Below are 18,302 nucleotides of genomic sequence, written 5' to 3' on the forward strand. Positions count from 1 at the left end.
TTTTACCAAAAATTAGTTTTCATTATCAAATGTTTTAAAATTTTTTGTTTTTAAAATTTTTATTAAAGGAGATAAAAGATGAGTAAAAAAATCCTTGTAGCTACTGTAAAACCTTTTGCTAAACAAGCTGTTTCCCGGATTAAAGAAATTTGTAAACAAACAGGTTATGAACTTGTGTTATTAGAAAAATATGAATCAAAAGAAGAACTTTTAAATGCTGTTAAAGATGTTGATGCATTAATTGTAAGATCAGATAAGATTACAAAAGAAGTAATCGATGCTGCTTCTAACTTAAAAATCATTGTTAGAGGTGGTGCAGGATACGACAATATTGATATTCAATATGCTAAAGAGAAAAATATTGTTGTTATGAATACTCCGGGTCAAAATTCAAATGCTGTTGCAGAACTTGCTTTAGGGATGATGGTTTTCATAGCTAGAAATAAATTTAATCCAAAAGCTGGAAGAGAATTAAAAGGAAAAACTTTAGGAATCCATGCATATGGACATGTTGGAAGATATGTTGCAAAAATTGCAAAAGGTTTTGGAATGGAAGTCATTGCATATGATCCATTTATTGATCAAAAATTGATAGAAAAAGATGGTGTACAACCATATTCTGACCTTGAAAAAATGTATAAAGATGCTGACTATATTTCTTTACATTTGCCTCTAATAGAGCAAACAAAAGAGTTTATTAATTACAAACTCCTTTCATTAATGAAAAATAATGCTACACTTGTTAATACTGCACGAAAAGAAATTATAAATGAAGATGATTTACTTAAAATTATGGAAGAAAAAGATGAATTTAAATATCTTTCAGACATTGCCCCAGTTAAAAAAGATGAATTTTTATCAAAATATGAAGATAGAGTATTTTTTACTCCAAAAAAAATGGGGGCTCAAACTCTTGAAGCCAATATAAATGCTGCAGTTGCTGCTACAAAACAGATAATTAATTACTTTGAAAAAGGGGATACTACTTTCCAGGTTAATAAATAAGACTAAATTAATTGCATTTCAAACAACCAGTATTAAATAATTTTAGTATTAACAAGTTAGTATTAAATAAATAAAGTTAAATAACTAAAAATAAATGAAATTAAAGATATAATATTGATAATAATAATATAAAAAATTAGATCAATATATAACAATAGATAGTTTTAATATATAGCAATTAAATGAATGACACAAATGAATAAAAATTAGATTTAGAAATTATTCAATGAAATGTAAATAACAAACTAAATATATAATAATATAATAGTTTCCCAAAGTGACCATTACTTTATGATGGTCACTTTTTTAGTTAGAGATAAACCAGAATAAAATTACTAAAAAGAAAATTAATAAAAAATATAATTAAGCTTAATCGAATTAACAAACAAATCATTAACAACAATATTGATAATTAAAATTAAATAAATATCAAAATAGGATACCAGCACTAACTCCAGTCATTATAAAATAATTATTCCAATCTTCAATCACACCTATGATATTAAATTTTAAATAAAAATTTGAAAAAATGGATGTATATATTCCAATACCTGCTAAAAATGGTTTATATAAAACAAAATTATTATTAACTAAATCAAATCTTAAAACATTGGAAATAGCAATATTAAAGTTTTTATTTTTTAAAAGAATCCCATTTCTTAAATATAGAATAAAATTAGTATTAGATATCCCTAAATTTTGTTCTCCCAAATTTAAAGGGTATTTCCCCTCAATATTAAAATAAATATTAAAAGGTTTTAATATAAATACAAACGGTAGAGAAAAAGAAAAACCTGGATAATTTGATAATATATCCTGGTTAAATTGATTTGAGATTGTAAATTTCAATTGAAATGAAGAAGCAAAATAATTTGACAAAAAAAGATTATATTTCAAACTTGAAGTTAAATAATACGGTAAAGGATAAAAAAATTTCCCACTGTTAAACCCTAAAAAACTGGAAAAACCAAAACACATTTCTGTTTTATCCAGCAGTCCATATCTTATTGAAAAATTTAGAATTGAAAGGTTATTATCTTGATCTTCAATATGAGAATTAAGTGCTAAAAAATACTGCTTGTGTAAAGGTTCAATAATAAAAGGATCTGATGTAAAAAGTAATCCTGAATCCCCTGATAAAGTTTCAGAAAAATTCATAAAATATGTGCTTTTTATATAAACATTTTTAATAAAAACAAATGGAAATTCATTTTTACCATTTATAGTGTAATTATCATCGTTATTATTATTAATTTCATTTTTACTACTATTTTTCTCATCAACATCTTTAGTATTAACTAAAATTCCTTTAACTTTTACAATTATTTTATATTGCCCATCTTTTAAAATTTTTCCATCAAGCCCTTTCCCATCCCACAAAACTTTTTGATCCCATGTTTTAAAAACTGGTATTTTTTTTCTAAAAACCAACTTATCTAATTTGTCATAAACTTCAAAAACTCCATATCCCTGTGCTGTGACATAAAAATTAACTTCAATAAAACTATTTTTATCTTTTAATCCTAATAAATCTCCTACATAAGGATTTAAAATATCAGTATTTATTTTGAAATCTTTAGCAATAAATTTTGCTTCTTTTAAATTAATATCAACTTCAGTTATTTGGTTCTCTTTTATTTCAACTTTAATATACATATCTTCATAGCCAAATTTTTTTACTAAAACCTCATGACTTCCAATAATAACTGAAATAACATCTTTTTCATAATAATCATTTATTCCAATTAATTCATTATCAATGTAAATATCACAATAATTTACATTTAAATTTATCTTTAAATAACCAGGAATAGGGGTAAGGTCATAGTTTAATTCAAGATTATTTTTACCATCAAAATAAAAAGTTTCAGAAATATCATAATATTTTTCCTTCATAATTTTAATACTATGATACCCCTCTGTAATATTATCAATTGAAACTGGTGAATATCCTATAAAAACTGAATCTATGTAAATTGCTGCATCTGATGGATTGGTACTAATTATAACTGCTGGTTTTGATTCATCAGTTTCAGAAGAATTTTGATTTTCTTCTGATGAGATTGCATTAAGAGTTTTTTTAAAAGTTTTTCCTGTTGATACAAAACATGAATAAAACAAAAATAAAAAAGATAGAAGAAATACAATAACTATTAATTTTTTTTTCACTTTTTCTCTCAACTAAAATTTTTATTAGAAGTCATTTAAAAAACATATATCATAAATTACAAATACTAAAAACAATACATATTAAAAATAGATAAAAAAATATTTTAGTAAATATCAAAAACAATAAATTCTAAACATTAACAAATAAATATTTTAACAAATTTCCCAAAAACTATAAAAATTAAAAATTACATACATTGAACAGAAGCAAAAAACTATTATATAAAATATATCAAAAACTCATATATCCAGCTTATACTAATTGATAAATATTCTTTAATTATGAAATTATTTATAAAGTTAATTATAAAAATAAATAAAAGCCTGATTAGAAGGTTTATTATAAAATAACCATTTCTTTTAGGTGCTTTTATTAACATAATACAATTATAATCTAAATTACTGGATTAACTATATAATAAACTTTAATATTAATTATTTTGTTGGTATAATTTTAGCTATAAAAATAATAAAAAACTGATGATGGAATTAAATAAAAAGATTAACTACAAAAAGAGAAATTATATAATTTTGGAATGAATCCTGGTATAAATGATCCTAGTAACTTCTAATAAATAACCTGCAACAAAGAAAATTAAAAAAATCAATTTATAAACTAATAATAAAATATATCCATATCTTTCATAAAATGTTCCATTATTATAAAAAATAACATTGGAATAGACTATTCCTTTTTCTTTATAGTTGAGTTTATTAACAATGCTACCATCAGGATAAATTATAGCTGAAATTCCAGTTGTATCTGATCTTGCTATTGTTGTTTTAAACTCAACAGCTCTTAATACATTTAAATACAAATGTTGCTTTTGTTCATATGTACCTTCATACCATGAATCATTTGTAAGATTTAAAAAAAATTTGGCTTTATTATCTCTAAATTTTCTAAAAAGGTCTGAAAAAAGTGCTTCATAACAAATTGTTGGATAAAAATAATATTTTTCGCCATTTTTTTCTATAACATAAGGGCTGTTAATTTTGCCTCTGTCTTGATTTATACCAACTTCAGGAGCTATTTTTTTTAGAAAATGTATTTTATCAGATAAAGGGATATATTCTCCAAAAGGGACTAACTGGATCTTATTATAAAATTGATGGATATTACCATTTTTATCAATATATGTTGCACTATTATAATGATATCTTTTACCATTTTTTACAAAAGTATCAGGAAATCCTAATACTATACCAATTTTATATTCTTTAGCTATATCCTGCAATAGTTTTCTATATTTATTTTCATATCTAAAATAAGCAGCAAAAGCTGTCTCAGGCCAGACAATTAAATCAACTTTTTTTTCTGCTGCATCTATTGTTAAACTTGTTAATCTTTGAATAGCAATATAAAAATACTCTTCTTTATATTTAAAATTAAGTGGTATATCAGGTTGTGCAGCTGCAACAATAAGATCAGATTTAATTAGTTTTTTATCATAAGGATTAAATTTATAAAAAACAACAGAAAATAGAAAAATCACGATTATAACAATAAATGCAATTGTTATATTCAAATTTAAATATTTTTTTTGTCCTTCTGTTATAGCAAATTTATAATTTGAAAAGTATTTAATTAATTCATAAGAAAAATAGTTTATTAAAAGTACTTTCATTGAAATAAAAGTACCACCAAAAATCACAGCATCTGAAATAAAAAATTTATATAAAGAAACTGGTAATGATACATTAAACCATGGAAATGCAAGAATCCCTTTAGTCATTACAAGTTCAAATAAAAGTTGTGATAGTAAAAATATTAAAGGGATATTTTCTTTGTAATTTTTAAATATCTGGTGATATATTTTTTTAAAAAATAGTTTGTAAAAATTTCTAAAAAATAATCTTAATCCAATAAAAATAATTATATGTATAGACGAGAGTGCAAAAAATAATCCAAAATAGGTTAAAAATGAAGCATTTACTTCAACAGATACTTTATTTATAAAAAAGGATAAAGCTGCATATAATACTATTAAAAAAAGGTATAGTTTCCCATTACAAAATTTGTGGGAATTCATCCATAGAAAAAGTGGAATATAAGCTATAAATATTAAATAATTTAGTCCAATAAAATAAAAAGAAATTGAAATAAGCACAAAAGATATGAATAATAATAAAAAATTTAATATTTTTTTCATTTTTTTAATTATGTTCCATTATTATAACAAAAACAAATATAAATCTGTTTTTTAAAATATCAATTAAATTTGATTTTTAGACTTTATCAATTATAATAATTTTGTAATTAATTTTTTTTACAAAAACAATAATTGATGTTTTGAATTAGTTTTTTAAAATAAATTTTAATTTAAAATAAATATTTATAGAATGATTATAATTTAAAATTTGTTATTAATTCAATGTTTAAAATAATAAATAATTATAAAAATTATAAGTATTTTGACAGACTTATCATATTTATGTGATAATTTATTGTATAGAGCAATTTATATAGTAAAAATATAGCACAATTTAATATTGAATAGTTCTATAAAATAACTGTTATAAGTAAATTAAAATGGGAAAAAATATCAAAAAATATAAGCTAAAAGATTTTTTAAACAAAAATTTATTTCGAAAAATTATAATAACACTTTCAATTTTATTATTGATTTTAATATTTTTATTTTATTTTAGTTTTAAAACAATTGAAAAAAATGAAAATCAATTAACCCAAACAATAATAAAAAGTACTTTGAAAGATTTCGGATATCTAACTTTAAATATACAAAATACCTATAAAAATGAATTATCAAATTTCTTAAAAAAAGTCTATGAAAATTCGGATCTTTTTTTACAGGACAAAAACAGATTTCTTGATTTTTTTTATAATGAAAAAATAGCTCTTTATAATTTAAAAAAAGAGTTTGAAGAAAACATATATTTAGATAAAATTAACTACTATTTTATTGATAAAAATGGTTTTATTTATAAAACAGATTATAAACCAGATTTAAATTTTAATTTAGCAAAGTTTGGAGTATGGCGAAACATATTGTCCAGGATTAAAAAAGGCCAACCATATATTAGTAGATTATCAAGAGAATATAAAACTGGTAACCCAAGAATATTTGGTTATATAAAATTAAAAGATAATACATTTTTTGAAATTGGTTTAAAATTTTCAGGAATTAAAAAATTTTTTAACAATAAAATAAAAGAATATTGTTTCAAAAATTTAAAAATAGAAAATATTTTAATAATCACCTATCTTGAACGACCAATTAATGATAGTAAAATTCCTCATCTTAACAAAAAAGAAATTGAATTTTTAAAGAAATCACAACAAGATAAAAACATATATTATAGATATATTAGTTTAAACAAAAAATATTATTACTATACTTTTCTTTCAGATATTGGATATTTTTATTTAAAAATAAAAGTTATATCCCCTAATTTGCTATATCTTTTTATTTATACCTTAATTAGTGTTTTTGTCATATTAACTTTACTGATATACATATTTATAAAAATTAAAACCACCAGTGAAAAAATTACTTTACCTATATTAAATCTATATAATAAGCTTGATAAATTTGAAGAAAATAAACCTTTCTCCGGGAAACAAAGTTATACAAATATTGATGAAATAGATATTATCTTTCTTAAATACGATAAACTTTTAAAAAAAATTAATAATAATTACCAGGTCTTAAAAGAAAAACATGAAGAGATAAAAAAACTTACAGAAGATTTAAAATCAAAAAAAGAAACTCTTTCTATCCTTTTAGAAAAAGAAAAATCTTTTAATAAAAAAATTGAAAAAATCATATCTGTAACTAAAAAATTGTATTCAAAAACCCTTATAGATGATATAGAATTTTTTAAATTAATTTTTAGAACTACTTTTTCAATAATAGATGAAGCTGATTTTGGTTCTGTATTTATAGTAAGAAATGATAAAATAAAGTATATTGATACAATTGGACATGATTTAAAAATGTTAAATGAATTAAATATAAAAAATTATGAATTTAAAAAAATGTATAATAACATAAAAATAATAAATAATATCATTTCTCCTTCAGTAAATAAGATGAGCAAAAAGAAACTAGAATTATTAAAAAAAGCTTCTAAACCAATTAAACAAACAATTAGACTTCCACTTTATACATCATATGGAATAGTATCTTTTAATTATGATATATCTGAAGAAAGTAAAAATAGTTTCAATGAATCTTCAATAAAAATATTAGAATTATTTAAAGATATACTAACCATTTTTTTCTCTCTAAAAGAAGCTTCAAATAAATTAGATTTAATTTTAAATTCAATAGGTGAAGGAATTATAATAACCGATAATAAAGACACTATTACAACAATAAACAAATCAGTTCTTGAAATTCTTGATGCAAATAAAAAAAATATTTTAAACAAAAATATAAATAGAATAGTTTTTCTTAAAAACGTTAATGATTACCAAAATTATAATAAAATTAATAATAATTTAATTATAAAGAGTGAAAAAATAGATATAACAAAAATTAATACAGGATTTTATAATTTTGAGCTTATTTCTAATAAAAATAATAAAAAATTTATTGTACTTCTTAAAAATCATATTTATAACAATTTTAAAGATTTGATAGGAACAATTTATATTTTAAGAGATAATTCAAAAGAAAAAGAATTACAGGATAAATACTTTCAGTTCCAAAAATTTCAAACACTGGGAAAATTTGTTGGTGGGATTTTACATGATTTTAATAATCTAATTGGAGGAATATCTGGAAGTATAGAACTTTTAAAATTTGATCTATCCACTATAGAATTTGATAAGGGGAAAAAACAGGAAGTTAATGAATATATTAACATGATACTTGACAACTTATCAAAAGGGAAGGAATTAGTTAACAACCTTAAATCTCTTACAGTTAAAGAAAGTATTGTCAAAGAATTAGTAAACATAAATGATATATTAAAAAATGTTATTTTTCTATCCAAGAAAAGTATGGGTAATGATATTAAATTAACTTTTAAAAGAAATAATATTGAATATCCAATTATTTTGGGGAATAAAACCATATTATCAAATATTTTTTTAAACCTCATATCAAATGCAAAGGATGCTTTAGAAAATAAAGAGAAGGGGAAAATTGAAATAAAAGTTGAAGTTATTGAAAATTTAGCTGAAGAAAATATTAAAGACCTGTATAAGAAGGATTTAGATAAACCATTTTATAAAATAAGTATAAAGGATAATGGTAGTGGTATTTCAAAAGATAAAATTGATAAAATATTTGAACCATTTTTTACAACAAAATCTACAACAAAAGGCACAGGTCTAGGTCTTGCAATTGTAAAAGAAAATGTAAAAACTTTTAATGGGTATATAAAAGTTAAATCAATAATTAATAAAGGAACTACTTTTTCAATTTATTTTCCAGTAATTAATGACAAAAAAATTCTGGATAATTATTTTAAATCAATAAAACAGCAATTAAATATTAACGATCTGGAGAAATTTATTAAAAACTATAATTTTAAAAATAAAAAAGTTTTAATTGTTGAAGATGAAGAACTTGTTAGAATAAATATAAAAAATATTTTACAAAAAGTCGGATTTAAAGTTTTTGAAGCTCAAAATGGAGAAGAAGCAATAAAAAAAATAAAACGATTATCTAAAAATAAACTTGATTTTATAATTCTTGATCTGGTTATGCCAGATATGAATGGCCAGGAAGTAATGGAAAATATTAAAAATATTCCATTAAATGCAAAAGTAATTGTTTCTACAGGTTTTGGAAAAGATATTGACATTAATTCTATGCTAAAACAATACAATATAAGTTCTATTTTATTTAAACCTTACAAAATGGTTGATTTACTCAATACTTTAAAAAAATTTAATGAATAAACATTTTAAACAAATTATTGAATTTGTGGTTTTATGTATTATTTATAAAAAAACTCAGATGTTCAAAATAATTTTTGTTCAAAAATAATTTTGGAATTTATAACATTTAAAATAAAATAGGAGGAACAATGATAAAAGAGAAAAAGATTTACTATGATATAAGGGTTGAAAACACTATTTCCAATCTAAAAAAGAGACAATTTGATGCAATATATTTTGATACTAAAGAAAAAGCTAAAGAATTTTTTTTATCAAAAATAGATAAAAATACCACTATTGGTTATGGTGGATCAAGGACTCTTGAACAAATGAAATTAATAGAATATTTAAGAAATAATGGTTATAATTTAATGGATAGAAATAAACCTGGTATTTCAAAAGAGGAAAAAGAAAAAATACAAAGGGAAATATTTTTTGCTGATGTTTTTATTACTTCTTCAAATGCAATTTCAGAAGATGGATGTTTATTCAATATTGGGCTTTATGGTAATCGTGTTGCTGCTATTAGTTTTGGACCAAAAAAAGTGTATGTTTTTGCAGGAATAAATAAATTAGCTCTAAATTATGATGATGCTATGAATAGAGCTATAAATAAAGCATCTGTTATGAATGCTATAAGGTTTAATATAAATGCTCCATGTACTAAAGGTGGAATCTGCTATGATTGTGTATCACCTGAAAGAATTTGTGCAAGCTATGTAATTACTAAATGGTGTCAACCTGAAAAAAGGATTACTGTTATCCTTATAGGAGAAGAATTAGGTTTTTAATTAAATTTACTTTTTATTATTTGTTTTATTTCTATTTTTTAGTTATTTTTATTTTAGTTATTTTTATAAAAAAAAGGGCTATAAAATGCATAAAAAAAATTATATTGGATTAATCATAATATTTATATTTATTTTTACCTTTTCTATTAATCAAAGAATATATGCTCAAAATTTTCCTAAACCTGAAGGGTTTGTTAATGACTTTGCAAACCTTATAGATAGTGAAACAAAACAAAATTTAACAAAACTTGCTGTTATAGTAAAACAAAATACTGGTAGTGAAATAGCTATTGTAACTATTGATAATATAGGTAACTATTCTATTGAAGAATATGCTGCTGACCTATTTAAAAAGTGGGGTATTGGAGAAAAAGGGAAAGATAATGGAATTTTAATCCTTTTAGCCTTGAAACAGAGAAAAGTAAGAATAGAAGTTGGATATGGTCTTGAAGGCGATTTCCCGGATATTTTAGCCAATAAATATCTAGAAGACTATGCAATCCCTTACTTTAAAAAAGGTGATTATTCAAAAGGATTTTATGCTTTAACTTATGCAATTGTTAACCGATTTGCAAAAATTAACAATGCAGATATTAATCAGTGGTTGGAAACTGCAAATGTACCAAAAGTTAAAATAAAAAGTAAAAACAGCTTTTCAATATCTTCTCTGTTCAATCTACTTTTTATCCTTTTTTTCTTTGTTTTTCCAATAGCAGGTGCATTTGGAAGAAGATATTTTTATTCAAGAAGAGCCTCAAACCCATTACTATGGGCTATGTTTTTTGGTGGAATAAATAGTGGAAGACACAGAAGTGGTTTTAATAATAATGATTTTGGTGGATTTAGTGGTTTTGGAGGTTTCGGAGGATTTGGAGGTGGTTCTTCCGGTGGTGGTGGAGCTACAGGTTCATTTTAAAACATAATATTTATTATTTAAAAAATTAGATTTTAGATAAATAACATGCTATAAATAAAAGTGTGTAAAAGAGAAAATAAAGTTGCTTAAATCAAATAAATAAAAATTACAAATCATATATATATATATAAAAGAATATATTATATAAAAGATTAAATTATAAAAAAATATATAGAAAATTAAAATTATATAAAAGATAAAACTATATTAAAGAGTAAATAAAGCTAAAAGAAATCACAAATTTTAAATATAAGGAGAATTTGGATGGAAGAAAAGATTATTAATTTTTTTAAAGAGATTTTTGGTAATGATATACTTGAAATTAGAATTGGGGAATTTCCTGTTATAATATTAAAAAACAAATATCCTTCTCAGGTTATTAAATTTCAAACAAATCTAAAAAAATATCAAAAAATTCTTAAAGAAAACAAAAAAATAGAAAAAAATAACCCTGATAAAAAAGGGCAACCTTTTAATGGATATCCTCTATTTTTATCTGAAGAATTTATTTTAAATGCACAGGATTCATTTCCTGTAGATATATTTATTATAAAATATTTTTCAAAAAATGTTTTTGGAAAAGATACTTTCGTATCAATAAACCTTGATAAAAAATATTTAAGATTGAATTGCGAAAGGGAATTAAGAAATAAACTTTTTAGAATTACCAATCAAATAGCTTTTGTAAAAAATATGAATGAATCAACTAAACTCATAAAATCAATCTTAAATGATTTAAAACCTGTTTTATCAACTTTAAGATACATTATCTCAAATGAATTTGTAATTGATCCACTTGAAAATTATAAATTTCTATTAGATCATTTAGATATCAATAATAGAGAAAGAATTATAAAATCTATAACTGATATTTCATCCTTGCAATCGTGGGGATATATTGATTTTATTAATATTTTTTATGAAACAATTGAAAAAATTACTACTTTTGTTGATAAACTATTTTCAAAAAATACTGAAATATAGAAAAATTAACAAGAATATTATAAATAACTGAAATATTAAATTAATTAGATCATAGAACAAACATTATAACATTATATAATAAAAAAAGTTCAAAAATAAGTTAAGAAAAGGAGCTGGAATGAAGAAAAATTCAAGAACAACAATTATTATTATTTCTATAATAATAGTTTTAATATTATGGGGAATATCATCTTACAATAAGATGGTATCAATGAAAATTGAAGTTGAAAGAAATTGGGCTCAGGTTGAAAACCAGTTACAAAGAAGATATGATTTAATACCTAATATTGTAGAAACAGTAAAAGGATATGCTAACTTTGAAAAAGATACTTTAATTGCTGTTACAAAAGCCAGAGCATCTGTTGGGTCTGCAAAAACAGTAGATGAAAAAATCAAGGCCAATCAACAACTCGATTCTGCAATTTCAAGACTCCTTGTAGTAGTTGAAAAATACCCTGATTTAAAAGCAAATGAAAATTTTAAAGCATTAATTGTCGAACTTGAAGGAACAGAAAATAGAATAGCCGTAGAAAGAAAAAGATATAATGATGCAGTTGCATCATTTAATACCTATATTCAAAAATTCCCTAACAACATTTTTGCAGGTATTTTTGGATTTAAACAAAAAGAATACTATGAAATTTCAGAAGAAGCAAAAAAAGCACCCAAAGTTAAATTTTAATATTTTTATTTTTATTCTTTTATTTTTGTTATAATTATAATATAAAGAATATAATTAAAAAAATAGTTTTATAAATTTTTATCGACAGGAATTTTTATGAATAAAGGGATAATAAAATATGGATTTTATAATCAAGCTCTGGTTATCCATGTTAAAAATCAGGCAAAGTTTATAGAAGCAATTGTTTTAAAAAAGTACTTTAAAAAAATTAATAAATATTCAAACATTATTTTTTATTTTGAAAATGTTCAAATTATTGATTCAACATTTATTGGTACCCTTTTATTTATAGGGATCACAAATCAAAAACATAATTCTTTAAAAGGGATTATATATTGTAATAATTATGTAAAAGATACTATTATTAAATATGGAATAGACAGGGTTTATGATATATATACTGAAGTAAAAAATTTTGAAAAAGTTTTAATTGAAACAATAGAAATTAATGACCCAGATGAAAAAGAAATTCTTAAAGAGATAATAGAAAATCATAAAATATTATCCAACTTTTCTGATAAAAATAAAAAAGAGTTTGAAAACTTACTAAAAGTATTAGAATCTGAGTATGAAAAAAAGTTTAAATAAATATTATTACTATGAAAAAAAGTTTAAATAAATATTATTACAAGGCATATTTAAATCTAAGGATTATTTAAATGCAAAAAGATAGTAATATCAATTCCAATTATGATAATAATTATATTAATAATGAGAATGATGATAATAAAAATAGTAATAAAAATAATATTAATTATGATAAAGAATACAGTAAAGATGAACTTGTAAAAGAAGATATTACTAAAAATACTTTATCGGAATTAACCTTAAAACTAAAATCGATTTCAAAGATTTTAAGACAACCTGATGGCTGTCCATGGGACAATGCTCAGAGTATTCATTCATTAGCTGAATTTATTCTTGAAGAAACACATGAAGCATATGAAGCTATATTAAATAAAGACTTTAATCATCTTAAAGAAGAACTTGGGGATATCCTTTCACAGATTTTTATGATAAGTCAAATTGCTGAAGAGCAATCAAAGTTTACAATTAAAGAAGTTTTTGAAGGAATTGTTGAAAAACTGATAAGAAGGCATCCTCATGTATTTGGAGAAAAATCAGCAAATGATGAAAATGAAGCTTTAAGATTATGGAATAAAGAGAAAAAGAAAGAAAAAAAAGAAAGAGAATCAAGATTAGATGGTGTTCCTTCCTCTTTACCTGCTTTACTTTATACCATTAAGATTCAAAGAAAAGCATCTTCTTATGGTTTTGATTGGAAAGATAAAGATTTTTCAAAACAATTAGAAAATATTTTTAACAAGATTTATGAAGAAACTGACGAAGTTAAAAAAGAGCTTGATAAAATAAATTTAACTGATATAATCAATGGCAGAAAAAACTTTAATAATTTTAAAAAAGAAGAAAACAAATCAGATGTTTTAATTAATGAAGATTTAGAAGAAGAGATAGGAGATCTTATTTTTGCTGTTATAAATCTTGCTAGAAAAGTTAAAATTAATCCTGATTTTGCATTAAGAAGATCAGTTAATAAATTTATTAAAAGATTTAAATATATAGAAAAAGAGATCGATTTAAAAGGATTAGATATAAATAGTTTAAGTGCTCAAGAATTGGATAAATTATGGAATCAAAGCAAACTTTCAAAATAGTTAGATTTGACGAAAATGTTCTTCCATTAGTTAATGATGGATGTTTATCTATTTTTTTCCTTGGTTCAGGCTCTGCATTTTCAAAAAAATTATACCAGAATAATATTATCATTATAAAAGGGGATACTTCTATTTTTGTTGACTTTGGAACAAAAGCCCCATTGGTTTTAGATAGACTTGGGTTAAATGTCTCCAATATTGATAATTTAATAATTACCCATTCACATGCTGACCATATAGGAGGGGTGGAAGAAATTGCATTAATGGATAGGTATTTTTTTAATAAAAAACCAAACCTATACCTTACCAGAAGATATAAAAATATTTTATGGAATGAATCATTAGCTGGAGGATGTAAATATAGTGAATATAAAGAAGATAAAAAGTATTTAGAAATTGAAGACTTTTTTAATATAATCTATTTTGATAATTTGAATTTTAAAAATAAACTTGATAATAGAAACTTTTATCATAAAAAGATTGATGGTATTGATATTATACTATTTCAAACAAAACATATGCCTTCCGATTTACCTGAAGATATTGATTTTAAATTTTACCACTTATCTTACGGTTTATTAATTGATAAAAAAATAGTATTTACTTCTGATACAATATTTGATCCTGATTTAATATTCTTTCTTGAAAAACATTACAAGATTGAATATTATTTCCACGATTGTCAATTTTTTGTAGGTGGAGTTCACGCTGCATATGATGAATTAAAAACACTTCCAGAAAACATAAAAAGAAAAATGTTTTTAATGCATTATGGCGATAGATTCCATGACTATGACCCAGAAAAAGATGGTTTTGCTGGTTTTGTAAAACAATGGTATTTTTATAATTTTAATTTTTAGTGTTTTATTTATTTATTATTTGCAAAGTTTTCATTTTAGCTTGATCTATTAAAAAAGTGACAACTGGTTTTTATTCTTTAAAGCTATTTCTCTTACTGTATATATTTCACTTTGTAGATTATTATTGAAATTAAGCTTTACTTTTGGGAAAAAAGATAATTTATACTTATTAAAATAACCATATTTACTATTTTTATTAGAACTTTTATAAATTAGTCTTTCAACTAAAGGTAGAATTATTTTACCTAATTTTTCTTGACCCATATTATTTGGATTGGAATAGTCTAAACAATAAGATATAGAACCAACTATAATATCAATTAACTGAATAAAATCAGAAAATTCTTTATAATTTTGTTCTTTATCAGGATCAGAATTCAAGAAAATTATTTCATCATTATTAAAATTAATTTTTTCTTCATTTTTCGTAACTTTCCAAATCAAATGCCAATTGAAATACTTATGAGATTCTAGATTGCCTTCAGTATCATGAAAAATATTTTTAACAATAATATTATCATAGTCATGAAAAAAGGATTTAACTCCACTCAAAAACACTGTTCTAAAAAATCTATTATAAATATTTGCATATTTTCCTTTTGGAGTATTATCATTTCCAAAAAATCTAAAATCCAGATTGTTTCTATCAATTCCAAGAATATTAAAATAAAAAATACCCCTATTTTCTTGCCCATCTTTAATAATTTCAAGCAACCAGTTTTTAGCTAATTCAAATTTTTCCCCTTTTGCTTTTTTATTAACACTACTAAATTTTATTTCCTTATTATATCCAATTTTCTGTCTGTGTTCTTTCAAAATTTCTAAAGCTTTACTTATTTTGTCTGATGGTATTATTAAAATAGCAATATAATCCCACTGATTATTTATTTTTTTTCGTTCATCAGCAAAAATATAAATTTCTATTTCTTTAGGAGATATTGAATCACCAAATATGTCAAATTTATTTTTATCTTTCTTATATATTATTTTTTCTAATTTTTCATATTTAGTATCATCAATTTTTTTATCAAGTTTTTTCATTATAAAATTATCTTCATCGTAATCTTTTTTGGTACTTATTTTAAAATACTTCAATGCTTTTTATCCTTAGGTGGACAAGAATCATTACCATAACTATCTTTGTCTATTATTTCACCTTTTTTATTGTGAATAACAACTTCAACATTTTTATTTTTAGCAATTTTCTTTGCTATTTCTATAGCTTGTTTTTTTGTATCAGTTATTTTGGTTACTTTTTTGTTCCCTTCACCTTTAATAGCCCATTTTCCTTTATGAGGGATTACATGTTGATTTTTCTTTTTACTCATTTATAAATACCTCCTTTCCAAAAATTATTTTTATTTTATAATTTTTTTTTAATATTTTTCTGCTTTTATTTTTTATATTTTTGTAATTATATACACTCCTCTAAAAATTTTCTATTATAAGTTTAATATAATAGAAACAATAATCATAAGTATACATAAGATTGAGGCGGTTTAACACCTAAACTCTCAATCTTTAAATAATTTTCATATAAGTAAAATTTTCCTATTTTTAGAGCATAACCTAAGTTAACTCCATTAAAATATTGCCAGAAAAAATCTTCATTTATTCCAGAATATTTGTAAGTTTTTTCCCATAACATATTCAGTTCATCTTTAATAATATCCTCAATTAAAAATTCACCTACAACAACTTTCCAGGGAGAAGTTGCATAAACCAGAACACTTTCAACATCTCTTTTAAATATCTTCCTTCTATATTCAAACTTCTTCTCCCCCATAATAATTTTTTCTACAAATTCTGGTTTAATAGATAATAAAACTTTCATCTATTCTTGCCTCCTTAATTATAGTGATAAAATTTTCTTTTGTAATTTCTTTTAAACCTCTTAACTCATTATTTTCCCCATTTAAAATACCAAGTTCTAAAAGTCTCTTTCTTATTAGTTTACTTCTTTGTTTTGGTTTTAATGAATACACATGGAGAAAATTTATTAAAAATGGTTTTATTTTTTTATTATAATTCCACCAATTTTTTAATTTTTCATCGTTAAAAATAGATCTTTTTCTTGCTTTCTCAATAAATTCTGTTTCACTTGATATATTATCAATTTTATTTTCAACAACACCTATTGTAGTTATTAGTGCAGAGAACTTAGCTGATTTGTCTTTTTCTCCAGTTCGATAAAAAAGGATAATATCTCCTCTACTGATTTCTCTATTCAAAGAACGAGAAATATAAGTTTTTAATATAGCATTACGATGTGGTTTATCTTCTTTAAAATTAAATGGTGATTCAGTTCTTAAAATGGAATCAGGCAATAATTCTGTGTGATAATCTGGCCATATTGGTACAATAAAAATTTTGTTATTCTCGTTAAGTGATACAAAAGGATATGTACTACGAGGATTATTAATATTAAAATTTGGAGTAAAATCTCTAACATAAACAAATTCACCAGTACTTTTCTTGATACCCCATTTATTAAATCCCCAATTTTCCAGTAAAGTAATTAATCTTTTTTGTTCATCTCGTTTATCAAATATAGTAACATAGATTTCATCTACTTTCTGTTTAATAGCATTGTCAAAAACAATTTTTAAAAACCTTTCCCCTAACCTAAATCCATTCAATGTCACCTTAAAAGTTCCAATTTTTAGTCTCTTTTGTTTCTCTGGGAAAAAAGGTTCAATATCACTATAGTTTTCGTATTCATCTTCAATTTTAAGATATAAAAATGCACATATTTTACTGTCTGCAATTGAGATATAAACAGGTTCATTTGATTTCTTCTTAAACCATTTTTCAAATTTCGGATAATCTTCCTTAAATGAATTAAAAAATTCATCATTTAAATCAATTTTTCCAAAATAAGATTTTTCTACACTTAGCACTTTATAATCTGTAAAATCTGGAAATTCTATGTTTACTCGTTCTAAAAAACTTTCAATCGTAAAAACTTTATCCGAAATATTTAAATATTTTGCTTTTTCATGTATTTTTTTATCTTCTGTTATAAGAATATCAACAGTACCCTTATAAACTTCGTTTAAAAGTAAGGTGTCATTTTTATCATTTTCGTTTTTATCATATATTTTTGATATGCTTTCAACCATCAGTTCAAGTTCATTCCTTGTTATTAGCTCATGATAAGCATCTAATTTAACATTAAATGTTTTCTTCTTCTTCTTATTTCTTAATTTATTGATTTCATATTTTGTTATTGGGTGAATATATTTCTTAGCATCTATTTTCTCAAGCCATTTAAACAACTTCCCTATGTCAGGATTAATTATCATTTCCGTTTCACGATGTATAATTATGTTTGTATCAAGAAGTATCTTTAAGTTTTTCATAGA

The 18,302-nt window shown here is 22.6% G+C and carries 15 protein-coding genes; 9 read left to right on the forward strand and 6 right to left on the reverse strand.

The genetic code is table 11. From position 1 onward, the window contains the following. Positions 1 to 78 precede the first annotated feature (78 nt). Entirely contained in the window at positions 79 to 1,005 is a 927-nt protein-coding gene (locus ACZ5EC_RS09395; RefSeq protein WP_464302221.1) for a 3-phosphoglycerate dehydrogenase, read from the forward strand. 429 nt (positions 1,006 to 1,434) lie between these two features. Here the strand turns inward: ACZ5EC_RS09395 and ACZ5EC_RS09400 are convergent, their stop codons facing one another. Next, positions 1,435 to 3,174 (reverse strand): PEGA domain-containing protein, encoded by a 1,740-nt coding sequence (locus tag ACZ5EC_RS09400; protein ID WP_464302222.1) that lies wholly within the window; start codon positions 3,172 to 3,174, stop codon positions 1,435 to 1,437. Between the two features lie 521 nt (positions 3,175 to 3,695). Next, complete coding sequence (lnt, locus tag ACZ5EC_RS09405) at positions 3,696 to 5,327, reverse strand: apolipoprotein N-acyltransferase (protein ID WP_464302223.1); 1,632 nt, start codon at positions 5,325 to 5,327, stop codon at positions 3,696 to 3,698. Positions 5,328 to 5,707: 380 nt separating this feature from the next. On the opposite strand from lnt, the gene ACZ5EC_RS09410 reads away from it, so the two are divergent. From ACZ5EC_RS09410 to ACZ5EC_RS09445, 8 genes are all read left to right on the forward strand, one after another. Further along, a complete protein-coding gene (locus tag ACZ5EC_RS09410) occupies positions 5,708 to 9,049 on the forward strand; it encodes a hybrid sensor histidine kinase/response regulator (protein ID WP_464302224.1) in 3,342 nt (1,113 codons plus the stop codon). A gap of 128 nt (positions 9,050 to 9,177) precedes the next feature. Continuing rightward, on the forward strand, positions 9,178 to 9,819 hold the full coding sequence (locus tag ACZ5EC_RS09415; RefSeq protein ID WP_464302225.1) for a lactate utilization protein: 642 nt from the start codon (positions 9,178 to 9,180) through the stop codon (positions 9,817 to 9,819). 85 nt (positions 9,820 to 9,904) lie between these two features. After that, the gene (locus ACZ5EC_RS09420; protein WP_464302226.1) at positions 9,905 to 10,735 is read left to right on the forward strand and encodes a TPM domain-containing protein; all 831 of its coding nucleotides are present in this window, start codon (positions 9,905 to 9,907) and stop codon (positions 10,733 to 10,735) included. Positions 10,736 to 10,999: 264 nt separating this feature from the next. Continuing rightward, the gene (locus ACZ5EC_RS09425) at positions 11,000 to 11,719 is read left to right on the forward strand and encodes a hypothetical protein (protein ID WP_464302227.1); all 720 of its coding nucleotides are present in this window, start codon (positions 11,000 to 11,002) and stop codon (positions 11,717 to 11,719) included. A 118-nt stretch (positions 11,720 to 11,837) separates the two neighbouring features. Beyond that, a complete protein-coding gene (locus ACZ5EC_RS09430; protein ID WP_464302228.1) occupies positions 11,838 to 12,401 on the forward strand; it encodes a LemA family protein in 564 nt (187 codons plus the stop codon). Positions 12,402 to 12,497: 96 nt separating this feature from the next. After that, positions 12,498 to 12,989: a hypothetical protein gene (locus ACZ5EC_RS09435; RefSeq protein WP_464302229.1), complete on the forward strand. Its 492-nt coding sequence runs from the start codon at positions 12,498 to 12,500 to the stop codon at positions 12,987 to 12,989. 71 nt (positions 12,990 to 13,060) lie between these two features. After that, positions 13,061 to 14,077 (forward strand): nucleoside triphosphate pyrophosphohydrolase, encoded by a 1,017-nt coding sequence (mazG, locus tag ACZ5EC_RS09440; RefSeq protein WP_464302230.1) that lies wholly within the window; start codon positions 13,061 to 13,063, stop codon positions 14,075 to 14,077. Beyond that, positions 14,050 to 14,937: an MBL fold metallo-hydrolase gene (locus tag ACZ5EC_RS09445; protein ID WP_464302231.1), complete on the forward strand. Its 888-nt coding sequence runs from the start codon at positions 14,050 to 14,052 to the stop codon at positions 14,935 to 14,937. Before mazG ends, ACZ5EC_RS09445 begins: the two co-directional genes overlap by 28 nt. A 48-nt stretch (positions 14,938 to 14,985) precedes the next feature. On the opposite strand, the gene ACZ5EC_RS09450 is transcribed toward ACZ5EC_RS09445, so the two are convergent. The 4 genes from ACZ5EC_RS09450 to ACZ5EC_RS09465 all read right to left on the reverse strand — a co-directional run bounded on the left by ACZ5EC_RS09450 (position 14,986) and on the right by ACZ5EC_RS09465 (position 18,299). Continuing rightward, positions 14,986 to 16,032, reverse strand: coding sequence for a hypothetical protein (locus tag ACZ5EC_RS09450; RefSeq protein WP_464302232.1), 1,047 nt, complete (start codon positions 16,030 to 16,032; stop codon positions 14,986 to 14,988). Beyond that, complete coding sequence (locus tag ACZ5EC_RS09455) at positions 16,029 to 16,265, reverse strand: DUF2188 domain-containing protein (RefSeq protein WP_464302233.1); 237 nt, start codon at positions 16,263 to 16,265, stop codon at positions 16,029 to 16,031. The genes ACZ5EC_RS09450 and ACZ5EC_RS09455 overlap by 4 nt, the downstream gene beginning before the upstream one ends. A gap of 143 nt (positions 16,266 to 16,408) precedes the next feature. Next, positions 16,409 to 16,771 (reverse strand): ASCH domain-containing protein, encoded by a 363-nt coding sequence (locus tag ACZ5EC_RS09460; protein WP_464302234.1) that lies wholly within the window; start codon positions 16,769 to 16,771, stop codon positions 16,409 to 16,411. Next, a complete protein-coding gene (locus ACZ5EC_RS09465; RefSeq protein WP_464302235.1) occupies positions 16,749 to 18,299 on the reverse strand; it encodes a PIN domain-containing protein in 1,551 nt (516 codons plus the stop codon). The genes ACZ5EC_RS09460 and ACZ5EC_RS09465 overlap by 23 nt, the downstream gene beginning before the upstream one ends. Between the last annotated feature and the right edge of the window lie 3 nt (positions 18,300 to 18,302).

This window comes from Exilispira thermophila (genome assembly GCF_055389015.1).

What these genes read in the sequence shown, in the direction of transcription:
- ACZ5EC_RS09415 (WP_464302225.1), top strand. Translation starts at nt 9,178, where the DNA reads ATGATAAAAGAGAAAAAGATTTACTATGATATAAGGGTTGAAAACACT.
- ACZ5EC_RS09395 (WP_464302221.1), top strand. Translation starts at nt 79, where the DNA reads ATGAGTAAAAAAATCCTTGTAGCTACTGTAAAACCTTTTGCTAAACAA.
- ACZ5EC_RS09410 (WP_464302224.1), top strand. Translation starts at nt 5,708, where the DNA reads ATGGGAAAAAATATCAAAAAATATAAGCTAAAAGATTTTTTAAACAAA.
- lnt (WP_464302223.1), bottom strand. Translation starts at nt 5,327, where the DNA reads ATGAAAAAAATATTAAATTTTTTATTATTATTCATATCTTTTGTGCTT.
- ACZ5EC_RS09445 (WP_464302231.1), top strand. Translation starts at nt 14,050, where the DNA reads ATGGAATCAAAGCAAACTTTCAAAATAGTTAGATTTGACGAAAATGTT.
- ACZ5EC_RS09430 (WP_464302228.1), top strand. Translation starts at nt 11,838, where the DNA reads ATGAAGAAAAATTCAAGAACAACAATTATTATTATTTCTATAATAATA.
- ACZ5EC_RS09460 (WP_464302234.1), bottom strand. Translation starts at nt 16,771, where the DNA reads ATGAAAGTTTTATTATCTATTAAACCAGAATTTGTAGAAAAAATTATT.
- ACZ5EC_RS09420 (WP_464302226.1), top strand. Translation starts at nt 9,905, where the DNA reads ATGCATAAAAAAAATTATATTGGATTAATCATAATATTTATATTTATT.
- ACZ5EC_RS09455 (WP_464302233.1), bottom strand. Translation starts at nt 16,265, where the DNA reads ATGAGTAAAAAGAAAAATCAACATGTAATCCCTCATAAAGGAAAATGG.
- ACZ5EC_RS09435 (WP_464302229.1), top strand. Translation starts at nt 12,498, where the DNA reads ATGAATAAAGGGATAATAAAATATGGATTTTATAATCAAGCTCTGGTT.
- ACZ5EC_RS09465 (WP_464302235.1), bottom strand. Translation starts at nt 18,299, where the DNA reads ATGAAAAACTTAAAGATACTTCTTGATACAAACATAATTATACATCGT.
- ACZ5EC_RS09425 (WP_464302227.1), top strand. Translation starts at nt 11,000, where the DNA reads ATGGAAGAAAAGATTATTAATTTTTTTAAAGAGATTTTTGGTAATGAT.
- mazG (WP_464302230.1), top strand. Translation starts at nt 13,061, where the DNA reads ATGCAAAAAGATAGTAATATCAATTCCAATTATGATAATAATTATATT.